The sequence below is a fragment of the Flavitalea flava genome, from assembly GCF_054461575.1.
Window position 1 is genome coordinate 91,142 of sequence record NZ_JBTLQH010000002.1, and the last position, 23,570, is coordinate 114,711.

Annotated in this window: 13 protein-coding genes; 12 read left to right on the forward strand and 1 reads right to left on the reverse strand. The window is 48.2% G+C overall.

Features of this window, described 5'->3' with window-relative positions; translation table 11 throughout:
- Positions 1-71 precede the first annotated feature (71 nt).
- The 12 genes from ACX0G9_RS02975 (at position 72) to ACX0G9_RS03030 (ending at position 22,989) form a co-directional block, all read left to right on the forward strand.
- Positions 72-1,130: a FecR family protein gene (locus ACX0G9_RS02975; RefSeq protein ID WP_459063358.1), complete on the forward strand. Its 1,059-nt coding sequence runs from the start codon at positions 72-74 to the stop codon at positions 1,128-1,130.
- Between the two features lie 278 nt (positions 1,131-1,408).
- On the forward strand, positions 1,409-4,876 hold the full coding sequence (locus tag ACX0G9_RS02980; protein WP_459063359.1) for a SusC/RagA family TonB-linked outer membrane protein: 3,468 nt from the start codon (positions 1,409-1,411) through the stop codon (positions 4,874-4,876).
- 11 nt (positions 4,877-4,887) lie between these two features.
- A complete protein-coding gene (locus ACX0G9_RS02985; RefSeq protein ID WP_459063360.1) occupies positions 4,888-6,297 on the forward strand; it encodes a SusD/RagB family nutrient-binding outer membrane lipoprotein in 1,410 nt (469 codons plus the stop codon).
- Between the two features lie 156 nt (positions 6,298-6,453).
- Complete coding sequence (locus ACX0G9_RS02990; RefSeq protein ID WP_459063361.1) at positions 6,454-9,618, forward strand: prolyl oligopeptidase family serine peptidase; 3,165 nt, start codon at positions 6,454-6,456, stop codon at positions 9,616-9,618.
- Between the two features lie 17 nt (positions 9,619-9,635).
- Positions 9,636-11,390, forward strand: coding sequence for a serine hydrolase (locus ACX0G9_RS02995; protein ID WP_459063362.1), 1,755 nt, complete (start codon positions 9,636-9,638; stop codon positions 11,388-11,390).
- 51 nt (positions 11,391-11,441) lie between these two features.
- On the forward strand, positions 11,442-12,413 hold the full coding sequence (locus tag ACX0G9_RS03000) for a serine hydrolase (protein ID WP_459063363.1): 972 nt from the start codon (positions 11,442-11,444) through the stop codon (positions 12,411-12,413).
- 50 nt (positions 12,414-12,463) lie between these two features.
- Positions 12,464-13,516, forward strand: a complete 1,053-nt coding sequence (locus tag ACX0G9_RS03005) for a DUF1611 domain-containing protein (protein ID WP_459063364.1) — start codon at positions 12,464-12,466, stop codon at positions 13,514-13,516.
- Positions 13,517-13,550: 34 nt separating this feature from the next.
- A complete protein-coding gene (locus ACX0G9_RS03010; RefSeq protein ID WP_459063365.1) occupies positions 13,551-14,618 on the forward strand; it encodes a mandelate racemase/muconate lactonizing enzyme family protein in 1,068 nt (355 codons plus the stop codon).
- A gap of 71 nt (positions 14,619-14,689) precedes the next feature.
- Complete coding sequence (locus tag ACX0G9_RS03015) at positions 14,690-16,057, forward strand: APC family permease (RefSeq protein WP_459063366.1); 1,368 nt, start codon at positions 14,690-14,692, stop codon at positions 16,055-16,057.
- Between the two features lie 5 nt (positions 16,058-16,062).
- Positions 16,063-17,244, forward strand: a complete 1,182-nt coding sequence (locus ACX0G9_RS03020; RefSeq protein ID WP_459063367.1) for a cystathionine gamma-synthase family protein — start codon at positions 16,063-16,065, stop codon at positions 17,242-17,244.
- A 45-nt stretch (positions 17,245-17,289) separates the two neighbouring features.
- On the forward strand, positions 17,290-20,361 hold the full coding sequence (locus tag ACX0G9_RS03025; protein WP_459063368.1) for a serine hydrolase: 3,072 nt from the start codon (positions 17,290-17,292) through the stop codon (positions 20,359-20,361).
- Positions 20,362-20,535: 174 nt separating this feature from the next.
- Positions 20,536-22,989, forward strand: a complete 2,454-nt coding sequence (locus tag ACX0G9_RS03030; RefSeq protein ID WP_459063369.1) for an ABC transporter permease — start codon at positions 20,536-20,538, stop codon at positions 22,987-22,989.
- A 58-nt stretch (positions 22,990-23,047) separates the two neighbouring features.
- Here the strand turns inward: ACX0G9_RS03030 and ACX0G9_RS03035 are convergent, their stop codons facing one another.
- The gene (locus tag ACX0G9_RS03035; RefSeq protein ID WP_459063370.1) at positions 23,048-23,548 is read right to left on the reverse strand and encodes a hypothetical protein; all 501 of its coding nucleotides are present in this window, start codon (positions 23,546-23,548) and stop codon (positions 23,048-23,050) included.
- Between the last annotated feature and the right edge of the window lie 22 nt (positions 23,549-23,570).

Sequence of the window (23,570 nt, forward strand, 5' to 3'; positions counted from 1 at the left end):
GTCTATATGATTATACCCTCCGGTAATCTGCCGGTCGGACTCACACTTATCCTGCATTTATACTTTTATTAATGGAAGAACGGATCAAATACCTGTTTGGAAAATACCTTGCCAATACTTGCACCAAAGCCGAGTTTGAAGAGGTCTTCGCTTTTTTGAAAAGGGAAGATAGCGACCCTGTCTTCCGGGAAATGATCCGGAAAGCCTATGAAGAAGAGCTATATGCCGAAAATGGGCTGGAACCAAAGATTATGCCGCTGAAGGAAGAAGAAATAGTAACAAGGCAGCCCCATGGAGTATTTGTGGATAGCTCCGGTGAGTTGTCGGCTGTACCCGGGCTGGGTGAGTTATCTCCAGTCAGGGACACTAAAAGGAGAAGACGGCAAATCCTGTCTTTCACGCTAACCTTGCTGATCCTGGCAGGAGGAATGATCTGGATGAAGACGAGGCCTGCACATGCTTATAAGGCTGATGGTCTTTCGGCCGCCGGGCAATTGGTAATGAAAAAAACAGAAAGGTCCGAGTACAAATACCTGTTGTTGCCCGACAGCACACAGGTCTGGCTAAATTCAGCCAGTACGCTGGTATTCCCGGAATCCTTCGGCAAAGACAAAAGAGAAGTCGTTTTAACCGGAGAAGCATTTTTTGATGTTAAACACGCAGATAAGATCCCTTTTATTATTTACTCCGGGAAAGTTAGTACGGAGGTTTTGGGAACCGCCTTTAATATTAAAGCCTATCCTGGTCTTGAAAAAATCACGGTTTCCGTTCAACGGGGAAAAGTAAAAGTAAATTATGCCAATAAGGAGGTTGCCCTTCTGACCATGGGACAACAGGTCAGTATCGGAAACCAGGATAATGTCGTGAAAGAAAAAAAGGTCAGAGCAGACGAAACCTCTGCCTGGCAGGCCGGAAAACTTATCTATGATGATTATGCCATGGCAGATATCATATCGGACCTGGAAAGGATCTACAATGTAAAGATCGGGATAGCGGAGGAGTCCGTCAAACACTTACGGGTATCCACTTCACTATTGAAGGAATCCGGTCTGAAGAAGGTTCTTGAGGTGCTCTGTGAATTGACGGACACCCAATTGGTCACCGGTAAGGACGAGTTTACGATTAAATAATTCAATGTGTAAGGTTATAAGCCAATTATTTATAAAACATATAAAACATATATACTATAGAAAAAATAAAAAAATAGGTCACCCCCTAGCGTAAAAAAAAGGCCAAACCAGTCGTAACCTGGTCCGGCCTGAAGTTTAGTAAATCCTGTTCAAGAATTTTTAAACCAACCAAAGCTATGATTTTTAATCAAAAAATGCACGGTAATTTATCGCCATGCGTGGTCAGATCCAGTTCCTGTCTTAAGGCAACGACAGAGCTTAAAATGAAAGCACTACTTATGAGAATGATGATCCTGGCCTTTTTTCTCTCCCTAAACGGACTACTCTGGGCTAATGCTTCTTCGGGGCAGGATCTGACAAAGATCAGGATCTCCCTGGATCTGAAGAATGTAACCCTGAAAACGGCGCTGAGGAAAGTAGAAATGGCCACACACCTGCCCTTTTCGTATAAGACCGGCGACGTAGCCGAATATACGAATATCAATTATGCAGCTGAAGACAAAAGCGCAGATAAGGTATTAACCGAACTACTGACAGGAACCGGCTTGCAATACGAAATGGTGAACGGGAATATTATCTTCAAGAAAACCAAAAGCCCTTTATCCTCTTCCGAAACAACTGCTCCCGCTACCAATGAAACAGGTGTGCTGGCAGATGGCGGTATCAAAGGAAAGATCACCAATCAAAAAGGAGAGCCTCTTGCCAATGCTTCTGTTATCGTATTGGGTATCAATAAGGGAGGTGCCGCGGGTGAAGACGGTCAGTTTTCGATTTCCGGTATTAAGCCGGGCCGTTATAAATTACAGGTTTCCGCCATCGGATATGGAAGCGATATCCGAAATGTGACGGTAACAGAAAATGCGGTTGCAACAGCCAACTTTATCCTGTCAGATGAAAAATCGAACATGACGGAAGTGACCGTTACGGCTCTGGGTATCCGCAAGGAAAAAAGGTCTCTGGGTTATTCCGCCCAGGAAGTAAAGGGGGATGCGCTGACTGCCAGTCATCAGCCAAATATCGTCAATGCCCTGCAAGGCCAGGCCTCCGGTTTACAGATCAATTCCGGTGGCGGCGCTCCTGGTCAGGGAGCCAAGATCATCCTGCGGGGGATCAATTCACTTGATCCTGCAAAAGATTTTCAACCTCTCTTTATTATAGATGGGATTCCAATCGACAACACATCGGACGTCAGCGATGGAGCTACCAAAGATGATGCTACCGGCAGCAGTCTCATGGGTATGGGTAACCGGGCCTCTGATATCAACCCCGATGATATCGAATCTGTTAATATCCTGAAAGGTGGTGCTGCTACCGCCTTATATGGTCTTCGCGCTGCAAATGGTGCTATTATCATCACCACGAAATCCGGAAAGGCCGGTAAATTGCGGGCTAGTTATACCAGTACTGCGAGCAGGGACCAGATCGATATGTATCCCGAAACTCAAACTAAATTTACTCAGGGATGGATGGGGGTCTATGACCCTACCAGTTTCTGGCCAGCTTATGGGCCTACAATAGCCGAAGCCAAAGTAATCGACCCAACACACCCCGACCATATTTTCAACAACTATAAAAAAGGGTTTAAAACTGGCAATTCCTTCCGGAACAGCCTTAATATTTCAGGCGGGACAGAAAAGGCCATCTTTAACGGATCTTTTTCCCAGTTTAACCAGGACGGTATTATGCCGTTTACAGATTATAAAAATTATTCGGTAAAGGCAGGAGGCGAATTCACCTTTTCCCCAAAGGTTAAAATGGGTACATCTTTAAATTATATAAAATCAGGAGGCCGCCGTGGAAACGCGGACAGATATAGCGAAAACCTGACCTATTGGGCGCCACGGGTGGATATGTGGGATTATATTTTGCCTAATGGAGCCGAAAAAGTCTATGGCCCGGATAATTACAACCCGATTTATCTGCTTTATGGAAAAAAATATGTCGACGATGTGGATCGCATTGTATCCAATACGCATTTTACTTATTCACCAGTAAAATGGCTGGATCTCAATTACCGGTTTGGTGCTGATTTATATAACGATGCCCGAACCCAAACAACTCCTGGCCCTCTGGGTGTAACAGGAGAAATCTATCCTGATGATTTCGGATATGGCACCATTCAGGAGTACCGCGCCAAGAACAGAATTCTGAATTCAACCTTCATGCTGAACTTTAAGAGTAATGTCGGCAGTCACCTGACCTCTTCCTTTAAGATCGGACATGACCTGTTCGATACCCGGAGAACGTCCATCTTTACGAGGGGCGATACGCTTGTTGTTCCTTCCTTTTACAATATGAGCAATGCTAAAAAGGTTACTGGAAAGAACACGATCAGAGATTATCGGATCATTGGTGTTTTTGCCGACTGGACAGTAAGTTGGGATAATTTTCTCTACCTGACACTGACAGGAAGAAATGACTGGACTTCAACCCTTCCCAAGGAGAACCGTTCTTTCTTTTACCCTTCGGCCAGTCTTAGCTGGGTATTCTCGGAAAATTTCAAGCTCCCGTACTGGGCCTCTTTTGGAAAATTACGATTCTCGGCGTCCAAGATCGGTAAGGATGCAGCTACTTACGCTACTTCGAATGGATTTGATATAGGCACCCCTTATACCAACGGTGTTCTGCCCTTTAGCCTGAATCCGCAATCAGGAGATCCGCATCTACGTCCTGAATTCACTACCTCCTATGAAGGCGGAGCAGAGTTGAAGTTCCTGAAGAATCGCCTGGGTCTGGATTTCACTTACTATAACAATACCAGTAAAGACCTGATCATTCCTGTAAAAGTGCCTGTTCCAACCGGATTAGACGCTGTATACCTGAATTCCGGAAGTATCCGCAACTCAGGCATCGAGCTCAGCATTAGCGGAACTCCTATACAAACCCCAAATTTTGGATGGGATGTGAAATTGAACTTTACCCGCAACCGGAATAAGGTATTGACCATTTATCCCGGACTGACAGAAACTCCCATGGGAAGCCAATATGGTTATCTGAGTTCTACTGTAACGCAGAAGTTCATCCCAGGTTATCCGGTAGGCGCTTTATTTGGTCGTACCTATCAACGTTATTTCGGAAGCGATCACGAGGATCTGGCCAATCTCGATAGAAGCCGCCCCATGGTCATCGGAGCAAATGGATTTCCTGTTCTGAATCCGGCAACCAAACAACAGTATATTGCTAATTCCCAGCCAAAATGGATCGGAAGTTTCAGCAGTACCTTAAGGTATAAAGGGTTCAGCCTGTTCTTCCTCTTCGACGCACAACAAGGATTATATCGCTACAATCAGTTGGCTAATTTTATGGCTTCTTTTGCCTTGCAGAAGGGTGCTGAAGACCGTCTCGATACCAAGGTATTCAAGGGCGTATTGGCCGACGGAACCCAAAATACCAAGGCCGTATGGTTAGGCCAGGGAGTAGGAGCCGATGGAGTTAATTATACGGGTGGTTATTATAGGAATAATTACAGGGGCGCCTCCGAGACCTTTATAGAAAATGCCTCATGGCTTCGCCTCCGGACAGCCAGCCTGGGATATACAATTCCATCAGCATGGCTGACTCCGACAAACTTTTTGACAGGAGCTTCGGTCACACTTTCAGGCAATAATCTCTGGATTCATTCGAAATGGACAGGTTATGATCCGGAATCCAGCAGCACAAGTGCAGGAAATGTATCAGATGGTTTCTCCGGATTTACATATCCGGCCACACGTAGCTTTATTCTTTCTGTAAATCTCAACTTCTAAATCCCGGCAAAATGAAAAAATTACATAATATTGCTATAGCTGCTTTTCTGATAGCTGGTTTTACGGGTTGTACCAAATACCTTGATAAACTGGATAATCCCAATCTGGTCACCGACCCTCCCCTAAACGGTCTTTTGGGATTCAGCACTTATAATACTGCTTACGACGAATATTTGATGGGGAAAACTGTTTCCTATTTTACACAATACCTGTCTTCTGATTCTAAAGCAAGTGATGCAGATATTTATAATGAAGTGGATTATTCCTCCCGATGGACATCCTTTTATACAACGATGATGAACATCAGGCAGATGAACGATAAAGCAGCGGCATCAGGCGCAACTCTCCATTTAGGAGTCGGCCAGGTATTAATGGCCTTGAACCTGAATATGCTCACCAATACCTTTGGCGACGTCCCTTACAGCGAGGCGCTAAAAGGAAAAGAGCTGCTGATTCCTCATTTTGATAAACAAGCTGATCTCCAGGATTCCTGTATAAAACTGTTGGACGCAGGCATTGCCAATCTGAAAAAGACCGATGCTATCTTTACGTTGGATCCGGCAAGTGATCTAATTCATAGCGGCGTTGTTTCCGCTTGGATTAAAACAGCATATGCCCTGAAAGCCAGGTTCTTAAATGAGTTGTCTAAAACCAGCAGCTATAATCCCACTGCTATCCTGGACGCCTTGAGTAATGCCTATACCAGCAGCAATGACGATGCGACCTTGACTGCTTTTGACGGCAGAAGCCCCTGGAACCAGGTTGCCTACGATAATACACAATTAAATCTGGACGGTTGGCTGAGTTCACAATTCGTAAATGCACTGAATGGTACAAACTATGGTCTTCCCGACCCACGGTTACCACTAATCGCCTCTATTACCAAATTCGGAGATTACCGGGGTACTCCTAACGGGGCCGGCCGTATCGGAACAGGTACCAACCATGAGGAGTCCTATTTGTGGATCGATGGTTTTTATTCCAAGACAGGCGCTCCCTTGCAATTGGTAACTTATGCCGAAATGAAGTTCATTGAATCCGAAGCGGCCTTCCGTTCCAATGACAAACCCCGTGCTTACCAGGCCTATATCGAAGGTATCAAAGCGCATATGGATAAATTGGGAGTCGCTCCGGCAGACAAGAATACTTATGTGAACGATCCCTCTGTCAGTGTTGGTGATGCCAATATTACACTCGATCTGATCTTTAAGGAAAAATATGTGGTCATGTTCCTGAATCCGGAAGCCTGGGTAGATGCCCGGCGTTATGACTATAAATATAAAGGGTTCAGCCTCCCGCAGAATGCAGCCATGAGCAGCTTTATCAGAAGGGTCGCTTATCCCAGTATTGAGACCAGTCGTAATGGGGCCAATGTTCCTACGATCACCGGATTGGACGAAAAACTATTCTGGGATAAATAGAGCAGCATGCATGCACATTGCAGGAGTTGAATATTCCTGATACAAAAGAATATCGGTTTTTACAAAGAAGATGGCCTTAACCGGCCATCTTCTTTACCCAACCGGGCAAAGCCAGGCCAAACCTGGTGGGTACCTGACTCATTCAAATTCTTCCTGATGAAAAAAGGATCCCTGTTTTTCATTCTTTTTCATATTATTTTTCTGTCGGAAACCTTTAACGGATCGGCTCAAACCCGGTTCCAGCAAAAGGTTGACACTAAGGGAAAGGACAACCCTTTTACAGCAGAGGCAGTCACCGGCTATCCCTTTCCGTCAGAGCTTACCAGTGCAGCCACGGGATCCAGGATCGCCCTGGCCATCAATGAAAAAGGCATACGGAATATATATGTAGCCGAAGGGCCGTCTTTTTCGCTGCGAAGACTGACGGATTATTCCATTGACGAAGGACAGGAGATCAGCGGGATTACCCTTTCCTCCGACGGGAAATGGGTCGTGTATGTACGGGGCGGCGATCATGGCGCCTATGATGGCAGCACAGCCCGGAACCCTTCCTCATCACCCAATGCGCCAAAAGTACAAGTAATCAGTATCCCTTTCGAAGGAGGTAAACCCAACATCCTCGATAACGGCGATCATCCCGTAATCGCCCCGAATAACAGACAATTGGCTTTTATTAAGAACGACCAGGTATGGATCTCTCCCATTGACGGATCACAAACCGCCAAACAACTTTTTTTTACAAAGGGCAAAAGCCGGTCCATCGCCTGGTCACCCGATGGTTACCGGCTTTCCTTTGTAGCTAACCGGGGAGACCATTCTTTGATCGGTGTATATTCGGATTCCCTCTCTCCTATTCAATGGATCGCCCCAGCTTTTTCCCGCGACCAATTCCCCAATTGGTCTCCGGATGGAAAAAAGCTGGTTTTTATACGCCGGCCGGCATCCGGCGGCGCTCCCGATTCGCTGACGGCACGAAATAAAGAGCCCTGGGCTATCTGGTCTGCCGATGTGGCCACGGGAAGTTCTGCTGTTGCCACGGGAAAAGCCACGCTGTTATGGAAAGCGCCGGAAACGGTGGAAGCTTCCGCTCCGTCCACCCAGGGCGGGTTTAATCTGCACTGGACAAGCACCGGACGGATTGTGTTTGTATCCTTCCAGGACGGCTGGCCACATCTCTATTCCATGCCTGCCACCGGAGGCAGTCCGCTTTTACTGACAAATGGGCCTTTTATCGCAGAACATATCCGGGTAAGCCCGGACGGCAAATGGCTGGTGTTCAGCACCAATACCGGGCCCAAACCCGATGACAGGGACCGCCGGCATATTGCCCGGGTTTCTGTGGATAAAGCGGATATGGAAATACTGACGCAAGGCGATGGAATCGAAAGTATCCCCGTCATTACCGGTGATGATTCCACGCTGGTTATGATCAGCGCGACGGCTCAACGACCCGGTCTTCCTGCGCTAATATCTTTCCAACCTGCAGGTGGTATACCAATACCCTTACCCGGCGGGCAACTTATCCGCTCCGATTTCCCTCTTACGCAGCTGGTGACGCCAAGATCGGTTCAGTTTACCGCCGCCGACGGCAAGCCGGTTTATGGGCAACTTTTCGAACCGGCATATAAAACTGATAGAGCAGGCAAAACCTTGAACAATACCAAAAGACCCGCCATCCTTTTTGTTCATGGTGGCCCCGAAAGGCAGATGCTTTTGGGATGGCACTATGGAGATTATTATTCCAATACTTATGCCTTGAACCAATATCTCGTCAGTCAGGGATTCATCGTTCTTTCCGTGAACTACCGGCTTGGGATAGGTTATGGTTTTGATTTTCAGAACCCGCAAAATGCCGGTATGTATGGCGCCTCCGAATACCAGGATATTAAAGCGGCCGGGCAATGGCTGGCCGCCCAACCCCAGGTGGACGCCAAACGTATCGGTATTTACGGGGGATCTTATGGCGGATTTCTTACCGCGCTCGCCCTCGCACATGATTCCCGACTTTTCGCCGCCGGGGTGGATATTCACGGGGAACATAATTACCTGGAAGAGGGGCCCGACCCTAAAGGCGAGCAGGCTCCCGATGCCGGTCTGGCCCGGGAACGTCTGCGTGTGTCCTCCGCCATCAGCTTCCTGGATACCTGGACTTCTCCGGTACTCCTTATTCATGGAGACGACGATGGCAATGTTCCCTTCCATCAGACCCTTGACCTGGTGCGGCGTTTTGAAAAAAAAGGTTTCCCCTTTGAACAACTGATGATTCCCGATGAGACCCACCACTGGATGAAATATTCCAATATGCTAAAGGTGGATGAGGCTGTCGCGGATTTTTTTACCCGTAAATTGACCGTTGCGCCTGCTACTGCGCCATCCGTAGAAACCCCGAATAAAAATAGTTCTTCCTTGTCCGGTAAGATCATTTGCATCGATGCCGGTCATGGAGGCACCGCAAACACAGATCATTACCGGGTCGGCCCTTCCGGAGAACGGGAAGAATGGATCAATCTCCGGGTCGCCCTGGCTCTGCAAAAATTGCTGGAAGAAAAAGGCGCCACGACGATCCTGACCCGGCTTACGGATGTGGTTGTTCCTTTGGATGCCCGCGCCAAACTAGCCCTCGATGGAAAAGCAGATGCCTTTATCTCCATTCACCATAACGCCACGGCCGATAGTGCTGTAAATTTTCCCATAATTTATTTTCACGGCAGCGCTTCGGAGAATCTTGCGGGTGTAGCCCTGGGGAAATTACTGGCCCTTTCTTTGGAAAAAAATTTTTATCCCGGAAAAACAACGCTGAGTCTTAATTCGGATTATACCGTTTTCCCTACCGACGGAGCGGCAGTTCTGCGAAACACCTACGGAATCCCCGGCATTTTGGCCGAAGCTTCTTTTTTTACAAACGCCGGAGAAGAAAACCGGCTGAAACAGGAAGCGTATAATGCCCGGGAGGCCAGCGCATTTCTCCTTGCCCTGGAAGCATTTTTTAAAATGCCGCTGCCCCCTGTCCAACCGAATCTGATCGCCAAACAACTCCCACCCTTTCCCGTGATGGAAGAAGCCGGACGCATGAACCCGGTTGCCCGGGAATGGTACCGGGATTTTCTACAAGGAGCAGCCCTTCGTAATAATAAGGATAGTTCCCTGCTGAAACAGGGTTATGCTTTACTGACACGTTCTGCCGGCTCTTTTCCAGATTCCTATGTTGCGGGAAAATGTCAGCAGTACCGGGCAGAAATCCTGGAAAAATTAAAAAGACCCGAGGAAGCCAAACAGGAACGGATAAGGGCAAAGGAATTTTATGTGGAAAAGATCAATTGATTATATAAAGACAAGCCATGAATATTTTTAAATATAGATCCTATAGTTTCTCTTTATTGCTGGCTGCTGGCCCCCAACTGACGATGACGATAGCAATGACGTTGGCGTTGACACTGATATTGGACTTGCCCGTGGCCGGGCAATCTGCCGTAAAATCGACCAGACAATCTACCGGAAAATCTGCAATAGGAAGAACTGGCCACGTTTCGGAAATTCCCGCCGGTCTTCCACCCGGTCTCGACAACTATATCGAAAAAGCATTGCAGACTTTCGAAGTACCGGGATTGAGCATATCCATCGTACAAAATGGAAAAGTTTTGCTGACCAGGGGTTATGGCCTAAAAAAACTGGGAGACACCGCTCACGTTGATGCTCATACCTTATTCCTTATCGCCTCCAATACAAAGGCCTTCACGGCCACGGCTCTTTCCTTGCTGGTCGAAGAAGGCAAATTAAAATGGGAGGACCCTGTTATCGATCACCTGCCCTGGTTCCGGATGTCCGATCCCTACATAACCATGCATATGACAATCAGGGATCTGCTGGTGCATCATAGCGGGATACCTGCTTATGCAGGCGACCTGATGATCTTCCCTCCTTCCGCCTACAGCCGGAAGGAGATTGTGGGTAAACTCTCCCGGATTCCCCTGACACGGGGTTTCCGGACAACCTATGCCTATGACAATATCCTTTACCTGGCTGCAGGTGAGGTAATAATAGCCGTTTCAGGTATGGAATGGGAAGAATTTATCCGAACCAGGATCTTCGATAAGCTGGGCATGTCCGAAAGTATTTCCCGTTTTTCAACGTTGAAAGACCAATCCAATGTCGCCATGGCACATACCCGGTTGGACGGAAAGGTAAAAACGGTGGACCGTTTTATGAACCTGGACATCGGTGATGCCGGAAATCCTGCCGGAGGAATCTGTACGAATGCAAACGATATGGCCCGTTGGCTGATCACACAACTGGATTCCGGAATGGCGCCGAATAAGACCCGCCTTTTCCAGCCTTCCGCCACCCGTGAATTATGGAAGGTGGTTACTCCTATGCCCATCGAGAATATGCCCGAAGAACTTAAACCGGCCCAAATGAATTTCCGCGGTTATGCCCTCGGGTTCCGGTCCTTTAATTATGGAAGTACACAGATCGTCTGTCATGGAGGTATGCTGAGCGGCTTCGTCTCCCAAATAGCCCTGGTCCCCAAACTTAACCTGGGAATTTCCATCTTCACCAACCAGGAATCATCCGGAGCTTATTGGGCCATCATATACCAGATACTCGATTATTATTTACAAAATGGCCAGTTCGACTGGATCGGCGGTTATAAAAAACAACTCGATTCGGCCCTGGTTAAGGAGAAAAAAGAAAGGGATGAAAGAGATAACCTGGAAAAAAACCGGGAGAAAAGAGAACTGGCAGCAAGATCCGCAGTAACGGCCTTAGGCAAGGCTTCGCTTCCCATGGCAAATTATGCCGGTGCTTATACAGATACGCTTTACGGCCCTGTCGATATAACGCTCGAGAACGACCGTCTTGTTCTCCGGTTCAGGAACCTGCCGGAACTGGCTGCCGATCTGGATCATTATCAGTTCGATACTTTCATTGCCAGGTTCCGTAACAGGGATCTGAAAGCAGATGCCTATGTCAGTTTTGCCCTTGATCCACAAGGGACTTTCGACCAGGTTAAACTGAAGGGCATCGATCCTGCGTCGGATATGGATTTTGACGGGGTATTGCTGAGACCGGTCAAACACGGAAAAACCGAATAGCTGAGATCGAATCGATATATTCAATTAATTAATATTTTTAAAATTAATAGTATGCTACATTTTTTTGGTTTTATCCTGGCCACCGGTCTTCTTTCCGGTTCGAATAGCCCGGCTGTTCCGACTGCACCGAATTTTTCAGCTTTTACTGCTGGTACTGCCTCTTCAGTTATTCCCGACGTTAAAGCTGCACCGGGAGACACGGCTCAGCTAAGAAAGGATATCCTGGCTGAATTCGCCAAACAACCCACCGGTACTTTTGCCGTAGCTTTTAAGGATCTCGGTACCGGGGAAACATTCTTTTATAATGAACATGATAATTTTCATGCGGCCAGTACGATGAAAACACCGGTGATGATCGAGACCTACAAACAAGCCGCCGCACATAAGTTCGCGCTTACGGATTCGGTGATCATCCATACCAATTTCCTAAGTATCGTCGATAACAGTCCGTATAATCTCGATTCGGTCCAGGACAGCGAAACGGCTCTTTACCGGATGGCCGGTACGAAACTGCCCATTTCTGAACTGCTGTACCGCATGATCACGCAAAGCAGTAATCTGGCCACCAATCTGATGATCGAGATCGTTGGCGCTAAAAATGTCATGAAGACGATGAAATCGATCGGCGCCAAAGATATCCAGGTCCTCAGAGGCGTGGAAGATGACAAGGCGTTTAAGTTAAATATGAATAATACGACGACCTCCTATGACCTGATGCTTGTTTTTGAACGGATCGCCAAGGGAAAGATCGTTAGTAAGACCGCCTGTGAATCGATGATCAAAATTCTGCTGGATCAGCATTTTACCAATAAGATCGCCGGCAAACTTCCAAAAGAGGTAAAGGTGGCCAGCAAGAGCGGTTCGATCGACGGCATTTGTCATGATTCCGGTATCGTCTTCCTGCCGGATGGCCGGAAATATGTGGTCGTCCTCTTATCCAGGGGTATTGCCAGTCTCGATTCGGCAGCGGACACGGAGGCCAATGTATCGAAGATCCTTTATGATCATGTGATGGGTAAGTGATAATTTAGCGGAAAGCCAATTTAGCGCAGAATCGTGAAATACGTGAAATTATGGAAACAGCCATTGTATTGACAGCAGGTTTATTACATACAGCAGATGCCAAGACCGCGCATGGTCTTATCCGGGAAAGCAATCGTTTCAGGATCGTTGGCCTGGTCGATCCCTTGCAGGCCGGCAAAGACGCGGGAGAGGTACTGGATGGAAAACACAGAAATATACCCGTTTATGCTACGGTCGGGGAAGCCCTGGCTCATAAACCAGCCTTTTGTATCGTCGGGGTGGCGACAACCGGAGGGATTTTTCCTCCTTCCATGATCGATGATGTCCGGACTGCCATCCAAAACAAGGTCTCGATCGTAAATGGCCTGCATGATTATCTTTCGGAACGTGCCGATATAGTAGAGCTGGCGGGAAAGTACGGTGTTCAGCTCATCGATGTCCGCAAACCCAAACAAAGAAAAGACCTGCATTTCTGGACAGGAGATATCCTTGCTTTAAAAACGCCCATCGTCGCCCTGCTGGGAACCGACTGCTCGCTGGGCAAACGGACTACCGCGCGGTTCCTGATGAATGCCAGCCAACAGGCAGGCCTAAACGCACAGATGATCTATACCGGGCAGACCGGCTGGCTGCAGGGAGGGAAATATGGTTTTATTTTCGATTCGACCCTGAACGATTTTACCGGCGGAGAACTGGAAAACGCCATTCTCACCTGCGCCAAAGAAACAAAGGCCGATCTGATCCTGATCGAAGGCCAGGCAGCCCTGCGAAATCCCAGCGGCCCCTGCGGTTCAGAAATGCTGATCTCCGGAAGAGCCCGTCACGTAGTCCTGGTCCATGCCCCCAAAAGAAAATATTATGATCATGTGGAGCAATGGGGTAAGATCCCTTCCCTGGATTCAGAAATGGAACTGATACGTCATTACAGATCGAGGGTCATTGCCATCGCGCTGAATACCGAGGATTGTTCACCGGAAGAAGCAGCGGCGTTCCGCAATGACTATGAGATAAAATACCAGATCCCCGTTATCCTTCCCTTGCAGGAAGGCTGTGACCGGGTAGTGCCCTTGTTAAAGAAACTGGCAGCGGAACAATTGGTGTAACTTATTATTCAGCGTACGAAATATCAAGTATAAGATGACCATTAATTCGATCCGGGCCTACCGGACATTGCTGCCGCTCAAAAGACCCTATACGATTGCAAGAAGTACGATCTCCGATTCCGAAATTGTTTTTTTCGAAGTGGAATTGGCTAATGGCATAAAAGGGATCGGTGCCGCCAATACGGAGTTCGCCGTAGTGGGAGAAACCGCTGCCATGACCATCGAACACCTGGAATCCGATAAGGTAGCCACCCTGGTTGGTAAGGATATCCGGCAATTCTTATCGCATATCCGGTATTACCGGGAAGAATATGCCGGCTTCCCCGGCACCCAGGCAGCCATCGACATCGCCTTACACGATGCCTTCGGGAAATGGCTGGGCATCCCCGTACTTGATTTTTATGGCAGATCTCATTCGAAAATGCTTACCTCCGTTACTATCGGCATTAAAGATGTCCCGGCAACACTGGAAGAGGCCCAGGAATATTTTGAATCCGGTTTCCGGGTACTGAAGGTAAAAACCGGGCTGGATGCAGAAACGGATGCCGAAAAGATCCTTAAGTTGCGGGAACGTTATGGTAATCATTTTACGATCCGTGTAGACGCCAATACCGGCTATAACCCTGACCAGCTGAACAGCTTTGTGAAAAGAACGGAAAACGCCAACCTGGAACTTATCGAACAGCCCTTCCTGCCCGGCATGGAAAATGAGCTGCTGAATTTCCCCTGGACTATCCGGTCCCGGCTGGCTGCGGATGAATCGCTGAAGGACGCCCGCTCCGCCCTGACCCTGTCGCATCAACTTCCCTATGGGATCTTTAATATCAAATTGATGAAATGCGGTGGGATCACCGGCGCTTTCGAGATCGCCAACATCGCCAGGCAAGCGGATATTTCGCTCTTCTGGGGTTGTAACGACGAAAGCAGGGTCAGTATTACGGCCGCGCTTCATGCCGCTTTCGCCTGCCCGCATACCCGTTATATCGATCTGGACGGCAGTTTCGATCTGGCGGAAGATGTCGTGACGGGAGGGTTTATCCTGGAGGATGGGTATTTAATTCCCAACCAGGAGCCGGGACTGGGCGTAACATTGATGGGCTGATCGATTTTTCTATCGATTTTTTTTACCCGGACTATTTGACTAATTAATAACATTTATACCTGACCGACAATATGAGCGATCCTCAGTTAAAACGCACCGTAACCCGCCTGCCGGCAATACTGCTCGTGGTAAGCGCCATCGTAGGCTCGGGTATTTTCAAGAAGATCGCCCCCATGTCGGATGGGCTTCGCTCTCCCCTATGGGTGCTGATCTGCTGGGTCGCAGCCGGGGTGCTGAGCCTGATCGGCGCCTTATGCAATGCAGAGCTGGCAGCCATGATGCCCGCCTCCGGAGGGGAATACGTATATTTCAAACGGATTTACGGCCGGTTCTTTTCCTTTCTTTACGGCTGGGCCAATCTTGCCATCATCCGCGGCGCAACGATCGCCGCGCTGGCTTATATCTTTTCGGAGTCTTTTAATTCCATCTACCCGCTCCCGGAGTTGACCCTCCCTTTGCCGGGAGCCATCGGCGCCAATGCCAGTGTAAAGATCCTCGCTTCGGTGCTGATCCTTTTTCTAAGTTATATCAATCATCGCGGCGTTGTGCTCAGTGAAAAATTAAGCAGGTACCTGATCGTCAGTATCATGATCGTCATCCTGAGTTTTGTGGTGTTTGCCCTTTTATCCGGAAAAGGAAGCGTGGAGAATTTTAAACCTGCCGGAGAGACACCACACGGATGGCGTTTGCTGACGGCCTTTTTTGCCGCCTCCATCAGCGCATTCTGGGGTTATGAAGGATGGAACAATATCGGGTTCATCGGAGAGGAAGTAAAAAACCCGCAAAAAAATATTCCCTTTGCCCTTGGTGTCGGAACCCTGGTGGTTATTTTGCTCTACCTGGTGGTCAATACGGTTTATCTCTATGTATTGCCCATAGAACAACTCGCCTCTTTCCGTCATGCCGCCAACAAGATCGCGGCCGTGGAAGTGGCGCGTGTCATCAGCGGAAGCGGAGGCGCTCTCCTGCTTTCCTGTCTGATCCTGCTGACCACTTTTTGCTGTACCAACAGCACGATCCTCATGTCTGCGCGGATCAGTTTTGCCATGGCCCGCGATGGCCTGTTCCTGAAAGGAGCCGGAACGATCCACCCCACTTATCATACCCCTTCCAAGGCTATCAAATGGCAGGGAGCCTGGTCCCTTGTCTTGCTCTGGTCCGGAAGTTTTGACCAGCTGACCGATCTGCTGATCTTCGCTTCCTTTATTTTTTACGGAGCGACATCGCTGGGTGTGATCGTCCTGCGGAAAAAAGATCCGCATACCATCCGCCCCTACCGGGTGGTCGGTTATCCTGTTCTACCCATCATCTTTACTATATTCTGTTTGATGCTGGTGGTGATAACCATCATCCAGGAACCGGTATCGTCCCTGATCGGGTTGATCCTGATCTTCTCCGGTATTCCGGTATATCTATATTATAATAAAACAAAAAAATAAGTAACATGGATCATTCTAATTACCAAAAAGGTACGTCGGCGGTCTGGGCAGGTGAAGGCGATCTGAATGTGAAAGGAGCGGCGACCTCTCCTATTGTCAGCAGCGTTGCCTTTTCTTACAAAGACCTTGACGAGTGGTACGATGTAGCCACCGGAAAAGCAAAAGGTTTTATTTACAGCCGTAATACCAACCCCACGGTTGCCGCCCTGGAAGAGAAAATACGGGTTCTGGAAGACGCCGAAGCCGCCACTTCTTTCGCTACCGGTATGGGAGCTATCAGCAATACACTGTATACCTTCCTCACCCCCGGCAAACGGGTCGTTTCCATTAAAGATACTTACGGGGGTACCAGTAAATTATTCCTCGATTTTTTACCGATTTATAATGTAGACGTTAAGCTTTGCGATACCACCGATCATGATCAGATTGAAGCGGAGATCGCCAAAGGCTGTGACCTGGTCTATCTCGAAACCCCTACGAACCCTACCCTGAAGATCATCGATATTCGCCGGCTGGCTGCCGCTGCCAATAAAGTGGGAGCCGTGGTAGTGGTGGACAGCACCTTTGCCACTCCTGTCAACCAGAACCCGTTACAACTGGGGGCCGATCTGGTCATTCACAGTGCCACCAAATTTCTCTGCGGACATTCCGATGCGATGGGCGGTTTGCTTGCCGGTAAAAAAGAACTGGTTCAGAAAGTTTTCCATTTCCGGGAGATCACCGGGGCTAGTCTGCAAGCGGATCCGGCCTACCTGATCGCCCGTGGTATGAAGACACTGGAATTACGGATCGAAAGACAGAATGCTTCGGCGTTAAAAATTGCCCGTTATCTGAAAGCGCATAATAAAGTAAAAGATGTTTATTATCCCGGGCTGGAATCACATCCGGGTCATGTCATCGCCAAAAGCCAGATGAGCGGTTTTGGTGGTGTGCTGAGTTTTGCCTTCGATGGCAGTTATGACCTGGTCAAGAAGTTCCTGCCGAAGCTCAACCTGGTTCATCTAGCCGCCAGCCTTGGTTCGGTAAGTACTTTGGCAGGGCCACCCAGAACGACCAGTCATGTGGAATTGACGGAGGAACAACGTGCCTTGCTGGGCATTCCCGAAAGTCTGATCCGTTATTCGGTGGGGATCGAGAATGTGGATGATCTTATCGGGGATATTGAACAATCACTGGCGACCTTGTAATTTTGGACAGATATTGAAGGGGAAAAAATTGTAAATTTTTTATTTATGAACAGTTTCGGTAGGATGGGTTCTTTTTTTCTGGTTGGTTCGTTGCTGACCTTTTCCGGTACAACCGCCTTGTTCGGGCAAGCCGGAGTAACTGCCCCGGGTACCGGGGGCGTTGGAACAACCGCGCCTGCGATCGAACGGTCTATCCTGGAAGACCGCAATAATTTCTATTTTATAGATTTTAAGAAATATCCTTCCGGCGATCCTGCTCTTCCAATTGGGGTCTTCGATTCCGGCACCGGAGGGCTCACGATCCTGGATGCCTTGCTGACCTTCGATCAGCATAATAATACCAACGGCAGTTCCGGAACCGATCATATCCCCGATTTCACAAAAGAAAAATTCATTTATCTGGCCGACCAGGCAAATATGCCCTATGGGAATTATTACAGTGAACATAAAACGGATCTGCTCATCGAACACGTAGTGAAAGATGCGCAATTTCTTCTTTCTGATAAGTATTACACCAATTCAACCGCAAAATCGGCCAGTACCGATAAACAACCCATCAAGGCCCTGGTGATTGCCTGCAATACCGCCACCGCCTATGGGAAAGAAACCGTCGAGGCCTTTATTAAAAAAACCGGCATCGATCTGAAAGTGATCGGTGTCATCGATGCCGGAGCGAAAGGCGTGCTGGATGTATTTGGTAAAAAAGAAGACGGATCGATCGGAGTGCTGGCCACCGTCGGAACTATCGCCTCCAAAGGCTATGAAAACACCATTCTCCGGTTAAAGGACAACTTGAGTTACCAGGGCAATATCAAGATCTTCAACCAGGGTGGACAAGGAGTTGCCGAAGCCGTGGACCAGGAACCAGATTTTATCAATCCCAAGGCCACAGCCCCCAGGGATTCCTATCGCGGCCCTTCCCTGCAAAATCCCGATTACCGGATCGACAAGACCCTGATGGATATATACCGTTTTGACTTCGACCGGAATAAAATGTTATGCGATAACAAAAACACCGATGATTGCCAGATCCTGCAATTGAATTCTACGGATAATTATGTCCGTTATCATCTGGTATCGCTGATGGAAAAGATCCGCAAAACACCGGGCGCTCCTCCTTTAAAAGCCATTGTCCTGGGTTGTACGCATTATCCCTACCTGATAAAGGATATAACCGCTACCCTTGCCGATCTTTACAATTATGAAAAGGATGGCAGGTTCATCTACCGCCCATTTATCCAGACTCCTGTTAAGATCATTGATCCCGCCGTCAATGTGGCCAAGGAGCTCTACGATTATCTGCAGCAAAAAAAATTATTCAACCCCGCCGGGGATAACCGCCAAAGCGAATTTTATATCACCGTTCCCAACAAGGATAATAACGATGTCAAAATAGACGACCAGGGCAGGTTTACGTATGCCTATAAATACGGAAGAAACGCCGGAGAGACCCAGGAATATGTAAAGATCGTTCCGTTCAGTAACAGGAACATTCCCGCTGAAACGATCGAACGGTTCAAAGCGATCATCCCTTCTACCTTTGAATTGATAAAAAATTTCGATGCGGCCAGTCCTAAACTGCGGTCCATGGAAGGGGCAGAAAAGATCGGGGGAATGAGTTCGGGTGGTGGACCTGGTTCGGTGTCTGGTTCGGTTTCGGCAGGGATTACGGGTAGTGGAAGCCTTGAAGCCGCATTTCCAGTGATCGATAAGATCTTTGCGGATTTTGCAGCAAAAAATCATTCACCCGGTTTGGTATATGGTCTCGTAAAGGATGGAAAACTGATCTATTCCGGGAGCCTGGGATTTGGAAACCTGGAGAAAAAATACCCGGCTACTCTTCAATCCGATTTCCGGATCGCGTCCATGACCAAGAGTTTTGTTTCGGTGGCCATCCTGCAATTAAGGGATGCCGGTAAACTCCGGCTGGACGATCCCGCGCGGCTGTATATTCCCGAATTAAAGGATCTGGCATATCTGAACGGAGACGCCCCTGAATTAACATTACGGAATCTATTGACGCATTCGGCAGGTTTCCCGGAAGATAATCCCTGGGGTGACCGGCAACTGGGTATTAGCGATGAGGCCTTGCTGGCCATGGTCCGCAAAGGCATTTCCTTTTCCAACAGCCCCGGAATTGCCCACGAATACAGCAATATGGGTTTTGCGCTCCTGGGTATGATCATTAAAAAAATCTCCGGCCAACCCTATGAACAATATATCACCCAACATATCCTGCAGCCCCTGGGTATGGACCATACCTATTGGGAATATACCGCTGTGCCTGAAAAACAACTGGCACTCGGATACCGATGGCTGAATGGAGGCTGGGTGGCTCAACCTCTCCTGCATGATGGTGCCTATGGTGCCATGGGAGGCATGATCACGACCATGGAGGACTTTTCCAGATACATGGCTTTTCATATGGCGGCCTGGCCTTCCCGTTCCGGAAAGGATGACGGACCGCTGAAAAGAAGTTCTCTCCGCGAAATGCAGCAACTCTCCATATTCAATACACTCAACCCGCATTATACTTATCCCAGCGGACGCGTTTGCCCGATGGCCTCCGGATACGGTTATGGTTTGCGCACGTTCAAGGATTGTAAAGGCCGCTCCATGACCGGCCATAGCGGAGGTCTGCCCGGTTTTGGCAGCAACTGGACCCTGCTCCCGGATTATGGGATCGGGATCATCAGTTTCAGCAATGTCACCTATGCCTCGGCCGCTGCCGTTAATATGTATGCGTTGGATACCCTGATCTCCCTGGCTGGCCTGGAGCCCCGGAAAATCCCCGTCTCTCCCATCCTGGAACAACGAAAAAAAGAATTGATCGCCCTGCTGCCCAACTGGGATCTTTCGGGTGCTATAAAAAATATTTTCGCAGAAAATTTTTTCCTGGATTATTTTCCGGATTCCCTCAAAAAAGAAGCCGTCGGTATCTTTGCCAAAGCAGGAAAGATCCTCAATATCCGGGATCTGATTGCCGAGAATGCGCTGAGAGGTTCTTTTATCCTGGAAGGAGAAAATACCGATATAGAAGTAAAATTCACGCTTACTCCGGAGAATCCGGCATTGATACAACAGTACGATATCAGGAACCTTTCTAAAAAAAGATAAAGGCCGCGGAAGCCGGTTGCGAATGTTCTGAGGGAACGGTCAGCCGGAGCGGGCAGTAGTTGTATCACCATCGAACAGTCAGGAAACGAACTCCCGCCTATGCCAATGATTTTCAATAACATATAAGATGGCATCTTTTTGGGGGCAATATATTCCGAAGAAAAATTAATTTTTATGCTTCAGAGTTATATTAAGATCGCCATCCGAAATCTGCTGCGGAGTAAATTGTTCTCCTTTATCAATTTATCGGGGCTGGCCATCGGAATGACCTGTTGTATGCTGCTGTTGTTGTATATCCGCAGCGAAACGACATTTGACCGGCATCAAGCCTTTGCCCGGAATTTATACCTGGTCAATAGCCAGGCTGTCCTCAGTTCCGGAGCCAAAGAAGAATTTCCGATGTTGTCGGCTCCTTATGCAGCAGCCATAAAGACGGAATTCCCGGAGATCTTACAGGTATCCAGGCTATGGGGAAATATGATAGAGGACAAGGCCATGCTACAGGTGCGGGAAGCCGGCAAACCGGTACGGTCCTTTTATGAAACCAGGGGTTACCAGGCCGATTCCACTTTTTTCGACCTGTTCACCTACCAATTTACAGAAGGCAATGCCCGGTCCGCTCTCCGCGATCCGCATTCGATTGTCCTGTCTGAAGAATTGGCCAGTCAACTTTTTGGAAAGATCCCTGCCCTTAACAAAACGATTGCCATCAGCGGTATTACCGGGGGAGGTGAATTGTTTAACGTGACCGGCGTCTACCGGGATGAAAGCCGCCGGTCACATATCGACGCCCGCTTTTTTGTTCCCCTCAGCGCAGGTTGGGTAGGTGGCTTTTTACGAAACCAACCGCAGAACTTCTCACACAATAACATGTTCTATACCTATCTGCGGCTACGCGCGGATGCCGATCCCAAACAACTGGAAAAAAAGCTCCCGGCTTTTATAAAGAAGTATGCCGGCAAGGACCTGAAAGCTGACGGCTTTGATAAAAATCTTTTCCTGATCCCTGTTCCGGAGATACATCTCTATAGCAAGCTCCAGAACATCGTTACGCCGACCAATAGCAGGACCTATTTGTATATCCTGGCTTCAATCGCTGTGTTCACCCTGCTGATCGCCTGTATTAATTTCATGAACCTGTCTACCGCCCGCTCGGCCAAACGGGCAGCAGAGGTAGGGATCAGAAAAGTAATGGGCGCAGGGAAAGGGGCCCTGATCCGCCAGTTTTTAGGAGAATCCATGGTGCTGGCTCTTTTATCCCTCGTATTGGCAGTGGGTTTGCTTACGGTTTTGTTGCCTTCGTTCAACCTGCTCACGGGTAAGGGCTTTATCGCTTCCGATCTGATGGAGCCCCGTATAATCGTTGCCTTTATCATCCTCGCGCTGGTTACCGGTCTTATTGCAGGCAGTTACCCGGCATTTTATCTTTCCGTATTTAACCCGGTCCAGGTTCTCAAAGGCAAATTCGTCAATTCCATTTCCGCTGTAACCTTACGACGGGGACTGATCGTATTCCAGTTTGTCATTTCCATCGGGCTGGTCCTCGCCACGATCGTCATTCAACGGCAAATGCAATTCCTCCGCGATCAGCCGCTGGGTTTTACCAAAAGCCAGCAAATAGTCATTCCCATTCGCAGTGAGGAAGCACATAAAGCGTATACCACGCTCCGTACGGAGATCCTGCGGGGCAATGAGGTCCTTGGTGCGACGGGGACACAATATTATCCGGGAATTCCCAATGCAACAGATTATAGCCTGTATCGCCCGGATCAAACCGTAAACGATTTACAAAGCGTAAGAATGAATGCGGTAGCCCCCGACTTCCTGCAGCTAATGGGTTTTCAATTGATAAAGGGAAGACTGTTTTCGGAAAATAATAAAAGCGATACGAACGGGCGGATGGTGGTCAATGAAACCACCCTGCATAAATTTTCCATTCCGTTGGAAAAAGCAATAGGACAAAAACTCTATTTCAATTTCCAGGGCCAGACACAGACCTTGGAAATCGTGGGCGTCGTTAAGGACTTTCATTTCGAAGATCTCCACCAGGCTATACAACCTTATGCCTTCTTACTGAATAACAATACCGATTTCAACTACCTGATCGTCCACGTAAAAACGGAACGGGTGCAAAATACGATCGCCTTTTTAGAAAATAAATGGAAAACGGTCCGCCCGGACGAACCCTTCGAATATAGTTTTCTGGATGAAGATTTTCAACGGAACTACCATGCAGAGGTCCGGACATCCCATATCGTAAGCTGGTTCACCAGCATTTCGATCTTCCTTTCCTGCCTGGGTCTTTTCGGTCTGGCCGCTTTTGCTGCCCAACAGCGTACCAAAGAAATCGGTATCCGTAAGGTACTGGGAGCCACTGTTGGCGATATCACCACCTTGTTATCAAAAGATTTTATTCGCCCCGTTCTTTTAGCCCTGGTGATCGCCAGCCCGCTATCCTGGCATTTTATGCATAAATGGCTGGAAGGGTTTGCTTATAAAACGAACATTCCCTGGTGGATCTTTGTATTGGCAGGTGTGATTGCCTTAGCGATCGCCCTGATCACGGTAAGTGTACAGGCGGTTAAAGCAGCCTTAGCCAACCCCGCTACCAGTTTAAAATCGGAATAGCGTTGAAGAAGGGGAAGTTAAAAAGGGTGAAGTTGAAATGGGTGAAGTTAAAAAAGAATCAATCCATGGAAATTTGTTCCAGCCATTGTTCAGCCTCCTGACGGCTGGTAAAAAAACGTTCGTGGTCCGTTGCGAATTTCCGGTTGAATTCGAACATTTTATAGGTATCGTGGGAAACATGCGCTATCGCCACACACTGGATGCCCCTGATCTTTCTTAATGGTAATATCAGGTTCTCCACGGAATCGGGATAACCTACCCGGAAATGATAATTCGCAAGAAGCAGCGGGATGATCGGCCGCATCGCCCGAAAAGTATCCAGATCAACGGGGTGAAAATGACTCATATCGATGATGGCCTTAAAACGGCTGTTATCTTTTATCTTCCGTATGGCCGATCTAACCTCTTCCTCCCATTCACATAAGCCGTCCAAATTCATCTCTCCTTTCGCCTGTACGAGGAAAGTTCCTGTCTCCGGGATCCAGACACCGCTGCGTTTTGCCAATCCCTCTTCGCCGGAAAACGCCTTCTCCTGAGCATTTATATATTCGAGTACCATATTATCAATTCGTTATTATTCC